The sequence below is a fragment of the Streptomyces flaveolus genome (assembly GCF_044765825.1).
GTDB classification, from domain to species: Bacteria; Actinomycetota; Actinomycetes; order Streptomycetales; family Streptomycetaceae; genus Streptomyces; species Streptomyces flaveolus.
In genome coordinates, this window is the sequence record NZ_JBIWKU010000015.1 from 121,515 (window position 1) to 134,579 (window position 13,065).

General features: G+C 73.1%; 11 protein-coding genes. 7 read left to right on the forward strand and 4 right to left on the reverse strand.

Going from position 1 to position 13,065, the window contains the following annotated elements:
• Position 1 precedes the first annotated feature (1 nt).
• Genes ACIRG6_RS33940 through ACIRG6_RS33950 form a run of 3 tightly spaced genes read left to right on the forward strand, consistent with a single transcriptional unit; the run spans position 2 to position 3,351 of the window.
• Entirely contained in the window at positions 2-1,165 is a 1,164-nt protein-coding gene (locus tag ACIRG6_RS33940) for a CaiB/BaiF CoA transferase family protein (protein WP_403325511.1), read from the forward strand.
• Between the two features lie 57 nt (positions 1,166-1,222).
• Complete coding sequence (gene ctaD / locus ACIRG6_RS33945; protein ID WP_364681787.1) at positions 1,223-2,899, forward strand: aa3-type cytochrome oxidase subunit I; 1,677 nt, start codon at positions 1,223-1,225, stop codon at positions 2,897-2,899.
• Positions 2,896-3,351, forward strand: a complete 456-nt coding sequence (locus ACIRG6_RS33950; RefSeq protein ID WP_318217236.1) for a cytochrome c oxidase subunit 4 — start codon at positions 2,896-2,898, stop codon at positions 3,349-3,351. Before ctaD ends, ACIRG6_RS33950 begins: the two co-directional genes overlap by 4 nt.
• On the opposite strand, the gene qcrB is transcribed toward ACIRG6_RS33950, so the two are convergent.
• The 3 genes from qcrB to ACIRG6_RS33965 all read right to left on the reverse strand — a co-directional run bounded on the left by qcrB (position 3,282) and on the right by ACIRG6_RS33965 (position 5,899).
• Positions 3,282-4,892 (reverse strand): cytochrome bc1 complex cytochrome b subunit, encoded by a 1,611-nt coding sequence (gene qcrB, locus ACIRG6_RS33955; RefSeq protein ID WP_403325514.1) that lies wholly within the window; start codon positions 4,890-4,892, stop codon positions 3,282-3,284. The two genes, ACIRG6_RS33950 and qcrB, sit on opposite strands and share 70 nt — an antisense overlap.
• A gap of 205 nt (positions 4,893-5,097) precedes the next feature.
• Positions 5,098-5,457: a DUF6479 family protein gene (locus ACIRG6_RS33960; RefSeq protein WP_403325517.1), complete on the reverse strand. Its 360-nt coding sequence runs from the start codon at positions 5,455-5,457 to the stop codon at positions 5,098-5,100.
• A 37-nt stretch (positions 5,458-5,494) separates the two neighbouring features.
• Positions 5,495-5,899 carry a ChaB family protein gene (locus ACIRG6_RS33965; RefSeq protein ID WP_239767296.1) on the reverse strand — a complete coding sequence of 135 codons (405 nt, stop codon included), beginning with the start codon at positions 5,897-5,899 and terminating at the stop codon, positions 5,495-5,497.
• A 142-nt stretch (positions 5,900-6,041) separates the two neighbouring features.
• Between ACIRG6_RS33965 and ACIRG6_RS33970 the strand changes: the two genes are divergently transcribed.
• The 4 genes from ACIRG6_RS33970 (at position 6,042) to ACIRG6_RS33985 (ending at position 11,141) form a co-directional block, all read left to right on the forward strand.
• A complete protein-coding gene (locus ACIRG6_RS33970; protein WP_189233432.1) occupies positions 6,042-6,419 on the forward strand; it encodes a four-helix bundle copper-binding protein in 378 nt (125 codons plus the stop codon).
• Between the two features lie 353 nt (positions 6,420-6,772).
• On the forward strand, positions 6,773-9,001 hold the full coding sequence (locus ACIRG6_RS33975) for a serine/threonine-protein kinase (protein WP_364681778.1): 2,229 nt from the start codon (positions 6,773-6,775) through the stop codon (positions 8,999-9,001).
• 297 nt (positions 9,002-9,298) lie between these two features.
• On the forward strand, positions 9,299-10,867 hold the full coding sequence (locus tag ACIRG6_RS33980) for a phytoene desaturase family protein (RefSeq protein WP_391985002.1): 1,569 nt from the start codon (positions 9,299-9,301) through the stop codon (positions 10,865-10,867).
• Between the two features lie 82 nt (positions 10,868-10,949).
• Positions 10,950-11,141 carry a DUF2795 domain-containing protein gene (locus ACIRG6_RS33985; protein WP_364681774.1) on the forward strand — a complete coding sequence of 64 codons (192 nt, stop codon included), beginning with the start codon at positions 10,950-10,952 and terminating at the stop codon, positions 11,139-11,141.
• 21 nt (positions 11,142-11,162) lie between these two features.
• Here the strand turns inward: ACIRG6_RS33985 and ACIRG6_RS33990 are convergent, their stop codons facing one another.
• Positions 11,163-12,938 (reverse strand): serine hydrolase, encoded by a 1,776-nt coding sequence (locus ACIRG6_RS33990; protein WP_403325522.1) that lies wholly within the window; start codon positions 12,936-12,938, stop codon positions 11,163-11,165.
• Between the last annotated feature and the right edge of the window lie 127 nt (positions 12,939-13,065).

Below are 13,065 nucleotides of genomic sequence, written 5' to 3' on the forward strand. Positions count from 1 at the left end.
CATGCCGACGAGCCACCACACGGACGACACGCAAGCGCTGCGGGGCGTGCGGATCGCGGACTTCTCCCGCGTGCTCGCCGGGCCGTACGCGACGATGCTCCTCGCCGACCTGGGCGCCGAGGTCGTCAAGGTGGAGCGGCCCGGCACCGGCGACGACACCCGCGCCTGGCGACCCCCGGCCGACGCCTCCGGGACCTCCACGTACTTCCTGGGCGTCAACCGCAACAAGCGGTCCGTCGCCCTCGACCTGACCACCGACGAGGGACGCGAGCGGGCCCGCACGCTGATCGCCCGCTCGGACGTCGTGGTGGAGAACTTCCGCCCCGGCACCATGGAGAAGCTCGGGCTCGGACACGAGGAGCTCCTCGCCGCCGACCCGCGGCTCGTCTACTGCTCCGTCACCGGCTTCGGCACCGGCGCCGGCGCGGCACTGCCCGGCTACGACCTCCTGGTGCAGGCGGTGGGCGGGCTGATGAGCGTCACGGGGGAGCCCGACGGGGAACCCCTCAAGACCGGCGTCGCCCTCGTCGACGTCATCACCGGACTGCACGCGGTCGTCGGCATCCTGGCCGCGCTGCGCCACCGGGAGCGGACCGGCCGGGGACAGCTCGTCGAGGTCAGCCTGCTCGGCTCGCTGCTGTCGGCGATGGCCAACCAGTCCTCCGGTTACGTGTCCGCCGGCGTCGTCCCGGGACGGCTCGGCAACGCCCACCCGAGCATCGCCCCGTACGAGACCTTCCCCACGGCGGACCGCCCGATCGCCCTCGCCGTCGGCAACGACCGGCAGTTCGCCGCGCTGGCCGCCCTGCTGGGACGGCCGGAACTCGCCGGCGACGAGCGGTTTCGCACCAACCCCGACCGCGTCGCCCACCGGAGCGAACTCCGCCCGCTCCTCGAGGACCTGCTGCGCACCCGCACCGCCGACCACTGGGCCGGCGTCCTGCCCGCCGCCGGGGTGCCGGCCGGGCCGGTCAACGCCCTCGACGAGGCGTTCGACTACGCCGAACGGCTCGGTGTCGAGGCCGTCGTGGACGCCGGCGGTACCCGCCAGGTGGCCCACCCGATCCGTCTCGGGGCGACGCCGGCGCAGTACCTGCTCGCACCGCCTGAGCTGGGCGAACACACGGAGGAGGTGTTCCCCGCCGACGAGGGGCGCGACACCTGACGCCGCTGCGGCGTGGCCGTACGGCCGGTGCCCGGACCCCTGGGTACCCTCCGCCGCATGGCGGTGGACAGAAAGACCGAGCCGCCGCGCCGGACACCGGCGCGGCAGCGGACCGGCCGCACCCTCGGGCGGGCGCTGGCGCGGTGGGCGAAGACGACCGATCACAAGGTGATCGGGAATCTCTACATGACCACGTCGTTCGGCTTCTTCCTCTTCGGCGGCGTGCTGGCCATGCTGATGCGCACCGAGCTCGCCCGCCCCGGGCTGCAGCTGTTCTCCGCCGAGCAGTACAACCAGCTCTTCACCGTCCACGGCACCGTCATGATGCTGCTGTTCGCGACCCCGCTGTTCGCCGGGTTCACCAACGCCGTCATGCCGCTCCAGATCGGCGCCCCGGACATGGCGTTCCCCCGGCTCAACGCGCTGTCCTACTGGATGTACCTGTTCGGCGGCCTGGTGGTGGTGTCCGGGTTCCTGACCCCGGGCGGGGCCGCCTCCTTCGGATGGTTCGCCTACGCACCGCTGAACAGCTCCGCGTTCAGCCCGGGGCCGGGCGGCGACCTGTGGACCATGGGCCTGGTGGTGAGCGGTGTGTCGACCACGCTCAGCGCGGTCAACTTCATCACCACCATCGTGTGTCTGCGCGCGCCCGGCATGACCATGTTCCGGATGCCGATCTTCACCTGGAACGTGCTGTTCACGTCGATCCTGGTGCTGCCCGCCTTCCCCGTGCTCACGGCCGCCCTGTTCGCGCTGGAGGCCGACCGGAAGTTCGGCGCGCACATCTACGACGCCGCGAACGGCGGGGCGCTGCTGTGGCAGCACCTGTTCTGGTTCTTCGGGCACCCCGAGGTGTACATCGTCGCGTTGCCGTTCTTCGGTATCGTCTCCGAGATCATCCCGGTGTTCAGCCGCAAACCGATCTTCGGCTACGTCACGCTGATCGGCGCCACCATCGCCATCACCATGCTCTCCGCGGTGGTGTGGGCCCACCACATGTTCGCCACCGGAGCCGTGCTGCTGCCGTTCTTCTCGGTGATGTCGTTCCTCATCGCGGTGCCCACGGGCGTGAAGTTCTTCAACTGGATCGGCACGATGATCCGCGGCTCGCTGTCCTTCGAGACACCCATGCTGTGGTCGATCGGCTTCCTGGTGACGTTCCTGCTCGGCGGCATGAGCGGTGTCCTGATCGCCTCGCCGCCCCTGGACTTCCATCTGACGGACTCGTACTTCATCGTCGCCCACCTGCACTACGTACTGTTCGGCACGGTGGTGTTCGCGATGTTCGCCGGCTTCTACTTCTGGTGGCCCAAGTTCACCGGCAAGTTCCTCGACGAACGCCTCGGGAAGATCCACTTCTGGACCCTCTTCGTCGGCTTCCAGACCACGTTCCTCGTCCAGCACTGGCTCGGTGAGCGGGGCATGCCGCGCCGCTACGCCGACTACCTGGCCGCGGACGGCTTCACCGCCCTCAACACCATCAGCTCCGTCGGCGCCTTCCTGCTGGGCCTGTCCACGCTGCCGTTCCTCTACAACGTCTGGCGCACCCGCCAGTACGGCACCCCGGTGGAGCACGACGACCCCTGGGGTTACGGCCGTTCCCTCGAATGGGCCACCTCCTGCCCGCCCCCGCGCCACAACTTCACGTCGCTGCCCCGGGTGCGCTCCGAGTCCCCGGCGTTCGACCTGCACCACCCCGAGATCACCCGACACGACCAGAGGCACGTGCAGTGAGGACCGAAGCCCGTCTGTTCACCGGTGTGGCGCTCTTCTTCGCCGCCACCGCCGTGCTCTACGGCTGGTGGTCGGCCGAGCCGGCCGGCACCGCCGCCCTGACCGTCGCCTTCCTGATGGCCTCGCTCGTCGCCTTCTTCTTCCGTGTGCAGCACCACAAGCGCGGACCGCGGGCCCAGGACCTCGACGACGCCGAGGTCGCCGACTCCGCGGGCCCGCTGGACTTCTTCCCGCCGCACAGCCCGTGGCCGATCACCATCGCGCTGGGCGCGGTCGTGATCGCGCTCGGCATCGTCTTCGGCCTGTGGCTCGCCCTGATCGGCTTCGGCGTGCTCGCCCTCGCCGTCTTCGGACTGGTCTTCCAGTACGCCGGCCGGGGCGCTCAGCGCCCCAGCTCGCCCGAGGAGGAGGACTCCCGTTCCGGCTCCTCGACGTCGACCCGGTCCCCGTAGTACCACTCGCTGAGCGTCGCCCGCAGCCGCCCGACGTGCGGCGCCTCCGCGTCGGGCGCGGTCCGCGCGAGCGGCTCGGGCTCCCTGCGCGCCCGCAGCACGTACCGTTCCTCGGCACCGAGCGGCTCATGGCTCTCGGCGTAGCCGCCCGCCAGGGTCTGCCGCAGCTCGCCCGTCTCCTCGCCCTCGGCCAGCCGTTCGCGCTCCGACTCCTGCATCGCCAGGCAGACCCGCTTGGTCACCATGAAGGCGACCGGCGGCAGCACCACCAGACAGACCCGGAACACCCACGTCAGCAGGTTCAGCGAGACGTCGAACGTGTGGGCGATGATGTCGTTGCCGCCGGCGAGCAGCAGCACCGCGTAGAAGACGATCGCGGCGACGCCCAGGCCGGTCCGCACCGGCTTGTCGCGGGGCCGGTCGCACAGGTGGTGCTCCTCGTGGTCGCCCGTCACCCACCGTTCGAAGAACGGGTACGCGTACAGCACGGCGAAGAGGACTCCCGGCAGCAGCACCGCCGGAACCAGCACGTTCCACATCACGGTGTGCCCCGCCACCACCGTCTCGAAGGGCGGCATCAGGCGCAGCGAGCCCTCCAGGAAGCCGACGTACCAGTCCGGCTGCGAGCCCGTCGAGATGACATCGGTGCGGTAGGGGCCGTACGCCCAGATGGGGTTGATCTGCGCCACCGCGGAGAGGACCGTCAGGACCCCGGACACCATGAAGAACAGGCCGGTCGAACTCGCCGCGAACTGCGGGAACAGCGGCTTGCCGACGGCGTTGCGGTCGGTGCGGCCCCGGCCCGCCCACTGCGTGTGCTTCAGATAGAAGACCAGCACGAGGTGGAGGGTGACGAGCGCCAGCAGCAGTCCCGGGACCAGCAGGATGTGCACCGAGTAAAGCCGTGGGACGAAGTCGTGGCCGGGATACTGGCCGCCGAACACGAACATGCTGATGTACGTGCCCACCACGGGGATGGACAGCATGATGCCCTGCGCGATGCGCAGTCCCGTACCGGACAGCAGGTCGTCGGGGAGCGAGTAGCCGGCGAAGCCCTCGACGAGCGCCAGCACGAACAGCGTGACGCCGATCAGCCAGTTGACCTCACGGGGGCGGCGGAACGCGCCCGTGAAGAAGACCCGCAGCAGATGCACCCCGATGGCCGACAGGAACACCAGGGCCGCCCAGTGGTGCAGCTGGCGGATCAGCAGCCCGCCGCGCACGTCGAAACTGATGTCGAGCGTCGTGCGGTACGCCTCCGACATGCTCACGCCGAGCAGCGGCTCGTACGAGCCGTCGTAGACGACCTCCGTCATCGACGGATGGAAGAAGAGGGTCAGCCAGACCCCGGTCAGCAGCAGGACGACGAAGCTGTAGAGGGCGATCTCGCCCAGCAGGAACGACCAGTGCTCGGGGAAGGCCTTGCGCAGCAGCCCCCCGCCCTCGGACACGGGCAGCCGCCCGTCGGCCCAGTCGACGGTGCGCTCGGCGGCGTGACGGGCCCGCGCGCCGGCGCGGGCCCTTCTCCTCTTCAACAGCACGGCAGCATGGGTTTCCCCGCCACCCGTACCGGAAACTACCTCCGTGCCACCACCGGTTTACGCACGGTGGCCCTCGGGCTTGCCGGCCGCGTCCCGCACGGTGGTCACTCCCCCCGGTACGACGAGGGGCCCGGGCGCGGCCGTGCCGGTCGCGCCCGGGCCCGTCAGAGCCGTGCCGGGTCCCTGGAGCGGGACGGCGGACGGGTCAGCGCGCGCCGCCCGGGCCGCCACCGCCGAAGGAACCGCTGCTGCCCTCGCCCCAGCGCGGCCGGTCCTGGCCGGACGCGGTGCGGCTGCCCTGGTGCCGGAGCTCGTGCGGCAGCGTGCGGTCCTCGCTCCTCGGCACCTCCTCGGGTTCACGGTTCTCCCTGACCTCGCGGACCGGTCCGCCGTCGGGCACGTGGGGCTGCTCCTCGGGGAGGGGCGGCGGCGGCTCCTTGCGCTTCATGCGGCTTCCGAAGACGAAGGCGCCGATCAGTACCGCCACCACCACGACGGCCGCCACCACCAGCCAGACGCCGGCGGCGCCGGAGCCCGCGGCCAAGTCCATCGTTGCGCTAGTCATGAACCGCGAGTACCCCCGGCGGACCCGGCCAACCAGCTCAGCCCGACCGGGCCGCTCGCGTCCGCGAACGGTTGGCCTTCCGGATCGCGTCGAGCAGTTCCGCCTTGGACATCCGTGACCGCCCCGCCACGTCCAGCCGCTTGGCGACGCCGTAGAGGTGCTCCTTCGACGCCTTCTCGTCTACGCCCTCACCGCTGCGCCCGCCCTGCTGCCGGGGCCGTGCCGACTGCGGGTCGGAGGGGCCCTTGCGGCCGCCCTCCTTGCGTTCCCAGTGGTCGCCGACCTTCTCGTACATGTGCTTGAGCGCCCCGTACGCCACCCGATGGGCGCGTTCGCCCTCGCCGTACTCCTCGACGGCCGAGTCGTGGGCCTTGATCCAGGTGCGCTGGGCTTCCTCGGGGGACCGTTCCAGGGTCGACGGCAGTTCCTGTCGTCCCGGCATGTCGTGCACCTCCGCGCGTCGTCGTCTCCTCTTGCGGTGCGTCGCCGGGTGCCCGGCGACGCACCGGCGAAAACGGGCCACGGCCCTTGGGAACACGGGCCTCGACGGGTTTGGTGCCGACCACGGCGGCAACCCGCGCGGTGTGACATCGACGACGACTTCCCAGCAGGAACTGTTCCGTTTCCTGGAGGACCGCTTCGCATGTGCACAGGCCTGTACCGAGTGCGCGCGAGCGTGCGCGCTGCGGGCGAGCCTGGTGGACCCGGACGGGACCGAGTACCAGGAACTCGTACGGCGCAAGGGCATCATGTGCGCGGAGGTGTGCGACGCGACGTGCCGTGTGCTGTCCGAGCAGAACCAGGTGGACGAGACCGCGATACGCGTCCAGCTGGAGTGGTGCATGCAGGTGTGCCTGGAGGGCGCGCACGTCTTCGACAAGCAACCGGGCGCCGAGGACAGCGCCGAGGCGTGCCGCGCCTGCGCCCGGGCCTGCGGAGAGTTCCTCGCCACGCTGCGCTGAGGCGCCCGGGCGGCAAGGGCCCCCGTGCCGGGGGGCGCACCGCCCGGGCCGGCGCACGCACGCCGACGGGGTGCGGCCTGCCGCATCCGGCGTACCCGATCCTGCGCCCGTACGACCACGGGCGCTACGGCAGACCGGCCCCCGCACCCGCCACCGCCGGCCGCCTGCCGCGCACCCCGGGCGTCGGACCGCACGGATGCCCGCACGTCTGCACCCCGGACTGCCTTCCAAACACCCCCGGCCCGCCAGGGCCGGGCGCGGGCCCGGCACCGTACAAACCCGGGCCATAAGCCGCCATACTGGACCGGCCAGGGGAGGGCGGGGCGGACTGAACCACGGGGGCGGGCGCAGCGATGGGGGACAGCACGCTGATCCAGGGCCGGTACCGGTTGCTCGAACGGATCGGGCGCGGCGGCATGGGCGAGGTGTGGCGGGCACGGGACGAGTCGCTGGGGCGGCGCGTCGCGGTGAAGTGCCTCAAGCCACTGGGCACGCAGCACGACCAGTCCTTCACCCGCGTGCTGCGGGAGCGGTTCCGGCGCGAGGCCCGGGTGGCCGCCGCGCTCCAGCACCGCGGAGTGACCGTCGTGCACGACTTCGGCGAGTACGACGGCGTGCTCTTCCTGGTCATGGAGCTGCTGGAGGGCCGCGACCTCAGCCGGCTGCTGGAGGACAACAAGCACCATCCGCTGCCGGTCCCCGACGTCCTGGACATCGCCGAGCAGGTCGCCGCCGCGCTCGCCTACACGCACGAACAGGGCATCGTGCACCGCGATCTGAAACCCGCGAACATCGTGCGCCTGGCCGACGGCACCGTGAAGATCTGCGACTTCGGCATCGCCCGGCTCGGCCACGACGTCGGGTTCACCGCCCGGCTGACCGGCACCGGCATCGCCATGGGCACCCCGCACTACATGTCGCCCGAGCAGATCGGCGGCGACGAGGTCGACCGGCGCAGCGACCTGTACTCGCTGGGCTGTGTGCTCTACGAGATCGCCACCGGCGTCCCGCCCTTCGACCTCGACGACGCGTGGGCCGTCCTCGTCGGCCATCGCGACACCGCGCCCGAGCCGCCGCGCCGGCACCGGCCCGACCTGCCCGGGTACCTGGAGCGGATCATCCTGGACCTGCTGGCCAAGCAGCCCGGGCAGCGGCCGCAGGACGCCCGCGAAGTGGGCCGCCGGCTCACCGCGGACCGCTCGGCGCAGGTGTACGCGCCCGCCGTGGTGGCGCCCGGCGCGGCCACGCGGACGCCCGAACCGGTCGGGGGCAGGGCGGCCCCGCCGTCGTGGTCCCTCGGCATGACCACCGGGCCGAAGGCGACCGGCGCCGGGCTGCGCAGCACACCACCGGACCCCGCGGCCGGGCTGTCCGGGGACTGGCTCCCACGCCCCGCCGGCGGCGAGGCGGCCGCGTCCGCCCCCGGCGAGCGGCCCGGCCCGGAGCCGGAGGTCCTGACCGCGCTGGCCGGACGGCACAACGCGGCGCTGAGCCTCGGCCGGCTCGGCCGCTGGACGGAGGCGTCGGAACTGCACCGGGCCGTGGCCGGCGAACGCGAGCGCCTCCTCGGCCCCGACCACCCCGACACCCTCGCCAGCCGCTACGAGATCGCCTTCGCCCTCAGCCGCACCGGCCGTGCCGCCGACGCGCTGCGGGCGTACAAACGCGTGACCGAGGCCCGGATCCGGACCCTGGGCGCCGACCACGCCGACACGCTCGCCGCCCGTCAGGAGATGGCGTACGTCCTGGGCAGGCTGGGCCGGTACGCCGACGCCCACCAGGTCTACACGGCCGTCCTCGCGGCCCGGGAGCGCACCATGGGCGCCGACCATCCCGACACCCTGCGCTGCCGTCACAACCTCGCCTTCAACCTCGGCCGGCTCGGCCGCCCCGAGGACGCCCACCGCATGGCGTGCGAGGTCGCCGAGGCCCGCGCCCGGGTCCTCGGCCCCGAGCACCCGGACACTCTGGTCACCCGCTACGAGGTGGCCTACGCGCTCGGCCGGCTCGGCCGCTGGCGGGAAGCCCTGGAGACCTACCGGGAGGTCGCCGGCGCACGCGCCCGGGCCCTCGGCCCGGACCACGCCGACACCCTCGCCGCCCGCTACGAGGCGGGCATCTGCCTGGGCCGCCTCGGACACAGCGCCGAGGCGCTGACGCTGTACGCCGCGCTGATCGACGACCGCACCCGTGTCCAGGGCCCCGAACACCCCGAGACCCTGCGCGCCCGGCACGGCCTCGGCGTCAACCTCGGACGCCTCGGCCGCTGGCACGAGGCGCTCACCGCGGCCCGCGAGGTCTGCGCGATCCGCGAGCGCGTCCTCGGCCCCGACCATCCCGACACCCTGGTCAGCCGCCGCGAGGTCGCCGTGGGCCTGGGCTGGCTGGGCCGCTGGTCCGCCGCCCTGGCCGAGTACAGCGAGGTCGCCGCCGCCCGCGAGCGCGTCCTCGGTCCCGACCACCCCGACACCCTCGCGAGCCGCGACGACGAGGCACACTGCCTGGAACAGCTCGGCCGGGGGCCGGAGGCGGTGGAGCTGTACCGCAGGGTGGCGGTGCTCCGGCGGGCCGGTGCCCGCTGAACCGGGTGCCGCTCGGCCGGCCCTTCGCACGGCGCACGGCGTCGACAGCCGGGCGCAGTGCCCCTCGGTCACCCGGTGGAGCCGCGCGTCCGGCCGGCGCGCCGCACTGCCGGCCGGACGCGCCGCGCTGCGCGGCCCGGCGCCCCTGAGCCGTCACCGCAGGCCGGGGCCGCGTGCCGGGCCACGCCGGCCGGACGCGCCCCCGAGGCTCCACGACGCGCGACGCGCGGCGCACGACGCACACGACCGCGTGATCCACCCCTGGCCGCCCGGGATCACCTCGTGCTACCAAGAGCCATGACCCCACCGCGCACATCCCGTACCTACGACGCCGTCATCGTCGGCGGCGGCCACAACGGGCTGGTCGCCGCCGCCTATCTGGCCCGCGCCGGGCGCTCCGTGCTGGTGCTGGAGCGGCTCGGCCGCACCGGGGGCGCGGCCGTGTCCACCCGGCCGTTCGCCGGGGTCGACGCGCGGCTGTCCCGGTACTCGTACCTGGTCAGCCTGCTGCCCCGGAAGATCGTGCGGGACCTGGACCTCGACTTCCGGGTGCGCGGCCGGACCGTCTCCTCGTACACGCCGGCCCACCGGGACGGCCGGCCCACCGGGCTGCTCGTCGGCGGGGGCGAGCGGCGCACCCGGGAGTCGTTCGCCGCCCTCACCGGCTCGGAGCGCGAGTACGCCGCCTGGCAGAGGTTCTACGGCATGACCGGCCACGTCGCCCAGCGTGTCTTCCCGACCCTCACCGAGCCGCTGCCCACCCGCGACGAGCTGCGCCGCCGGATCGACGACGAGGACGCCTGGCGGGCCCTGTTCGAGGAGCCGATCGGTGTCGCGATCGAGGAGCACTTCGCGGACGACCTGGTGCGGGGCGTGGCCCTCACCGACGCGCTGATCGGCACGTTCGCCGACGCCCACGACCCCGCCCTGAGCCAGAACCGCTGCTTCCTCTACCACGTGATCGGCGGCGGCACCGGCGCCTGGGACGTGCCGGTCGGCGGCATGGGCGCCCTCACCGACGCGCTGGCCGGCGCGGCCCGCGCCGCCGGTGCCGTGCTCGCCACCGGACACGAGGCGGTGCGCGTCGACACCGACGGGAAAGCGGCCGAGGTCACCTACCGGTCGGCCGACGGCGACGGCGTCGCCGCCGCGCGCCACGTTCTGGTCAACGCCTCCCCGCGGGAACTGGCGGCGCTGACCGGCCAGGCGCCGCCCCCGCCGGCCGAGGGCGCCCAGCTCAAGGTGAACATGCTGCTGAAGCGCCTGCCGGCACTGCGCGACCCCGCGGTCGACCCGAGTGAGGCCTTCGCGGGCACCTTCCACATCGCGGAGGGCTACGAGCAGCTGGCCACCGCGTACGCCCGGGCCGCGGCCGGTGACCTGCCCGCCGCCCCGCCTTCCGAGATCTACTGCCACTCGCTGACCGACCCCACGATCCTCGCCCCCGACCTCGCCGAACAGGGCCTGCACACCCTCACCCTGTTCGGGCTCCACACCCCCGCCCGCCTCTTCGCCCGGGACAACGACGCCGTCCGCGAGGAACTGCTGAAGTCGACCCTCGCCCAGCTCGACGCCCATCTGGCCGAGCCCCTCGCGGACTGCCTGGCGACCGACGCCGACGGGCGGCCCTGCATCGAGGCCAGGTCGCCGCTGGACCTGGACCACGACCTCCGGCTGCCCGGCGGCCACATCTTCCACCGCGAGCTGTCCTGGCCCCACGCGGCCGAGGGCACCGGCCGCTGGGGCGTGGAGACGGGTCAGGCCAACGTCCTGCTGTGCGGGGCGGGGGCGGTGCGCGGAGGAGGGGTCAGCGGGGTGCCGGGACACAACGCCGCGATGGCCGTGCTGGAGCGGACCGGAGAGTGACCGGCGCATGCGCCGGGTCGGGCTGGGTACCGCGACATAACGGAAATCCCGTACGTACGACCAGCACGACAAGGAGCCTGCCATGGCGGACCTCAGCCCCATCGACCTGCAGAAGGCGCTCAGCGGCATGGACTACCCGGCGGACAAGAAGGCGCTCGTCGACCGCGCCCGCAAGAACAAGGCGGACGACAAGGTCGTCAGCCGCCTCGACGGCCTGAAGGAGAACAGCTTCGACGGGCCGAACGAGGTGCAGAAGGCCGTGTTCAACGGATAGCGGACCCGCCCGTGGCCTGCCCTAGTCGGCCGACGGCGTCCACCCCACCGCTTCGATCCGCGCCGCGTCCGCCGGGCGCGCGTCGTCGAACAGGACGCCGCCGGCCGCCTCCGCGCGCAGCCCGTCGACGTACGCCCCGCGGCCCACGTACAGCCGGTCGGTCACGTACCGCCAGCGCAGGACGAGCCCCCGGGCGGCCGGGAGGTCCGCCGACAGGCGGTGCCACACGCGCCCCGACCAGCCGCTGACCGAACCCGCCGGATGCGTCTGCGGCCCCTCGCCGCGGCGTGTGGTCGTGAAGGGGACGGGCCGCCATGTGGTGCCGCCGTCCATGGTGGCCTCCAGGACGAGCACGTCCGCTCCGGGCTCGGTGTCCCACCACAGCGCGCAGCGCAGCCGCGCGTCACCGGCGGACGTGTCCAGCGCGGGCAGGGCGAGGGTCGCCGACGCGGAACTCGCCGTCCCCGAGAACCAGGCGGTACGCCCGTGCGCCGGACGGACGGGCACGGCACGCGCCAGGTTCGTACCGGCCGCGACCCGGGGAGCCGACCCCGAGCGCCAACTGCGCACCGGGTGCACGGAGTTGCCCAGCACCACCAGGAACGAGTCGGTGGTCGGGTCGAGCACCAGCGAGGTGCCCGTGAAGCCGGTGTGCCCGGCGGTGCGCGGGGTGGCCATGGCGCCCATGTACCAGTGCTGGTAGAGCTCGAAGCCGAGGCCGTGCTCGTCGCCGGGGAAGGCGGTGTTGAAGTCGGTGAACATCAGCTCCACCGACTCCGGCCGCAGGATGCGCGCCCGCCCGTAGGACCCGCCGTTGAGCAGCGTACGGCCGAGCACCGCCAGGTCCCACGCGCAGGAGAACACCCCCGCGTGGCCGGCGACCCCGCCGAGGCTGAAGGCGTTCTCGTCGTGCACCTCGCCCCACACCAGCCCCCGGTCGAGGCCGGACCAGGGCCGGCGGGCGTCCTCCGTGGCCGCGATCTTCGGCCGCCAGGAGGCGGGCGGGTTGTAGCGGGTGCGGCGCAGGCCCAGCGGGGCGGTGATGTTCTCACGCAGCAGGACGTCCAGGGTGCGGCCCGTGATCTTCTCCAGCACCAGCTGGAGCGAGATCATGTTCAGGTCCGAGTAGAGGTACGCGGTGCCGGGCGGGCTGACCGGTGCCTCGTCGAAGACGAGCCGGACCTTCTCCTCGTACGTCGGCGCGCTGTACAGCGGGATCCAGGCCCGGAATCCCGAGGTGTGCGTGAGGAGCTGACGGATGGTCACCCTCTGCTTGCCCGCCCGCCCGAAGTCCGGCAGGTACGAGGCGACCGGCGCCTCCAGCTCCAGCGCGCCCCGCTCCATCTGCTGCACGGCGAGAAGAGAGGTGAACAGCTTGGAGATCGACGCCAGGTCGAACACCGTGTCCTCGGCCATCGGGATCTGCTGCCCGGCCGGGAACTCGACGCCGGTGTCGGTCTTCTCGTCGTACGCCCGGTAGCGCACCGCCATGCCGATCGGCTCGTGCAGCGCCACCGTGCCGCCGCGCCCGGCGAGCAGCACGGCGCCCGCGTACCACGGGTGTTCGGGGGAGGGGCCGAGGAACGCCTCGGCGTCGGTGACCAGTTGCCGCAGATGGCCGCGGAGCAGCCCGGCGCGCTCCGCCGAGCCGCGCCTGAGGGTGGGGCGGGGGGCCTGGTCCGCGACGGCCTCGGCGGGCCCGGCCGCGAACGGGGCGATCGCCAGCGCCCCGCCCAGCGCCAGGGCGTCGGCGCCCAGTTGCCGCCGCGTGTATCCGCTCGTGCCCTGACCGGCCATCGAAGAGCCTCCCGCCACCGAAGCTGAAAGTATCTTTCCCGGATCACCGTGCGGAGTGAAACTTTCCTGTCAGCGGCGGGTCGTGTCAATGGGGCGTGCGGGACCCACGGGCCGCGGCCCGCCCGGT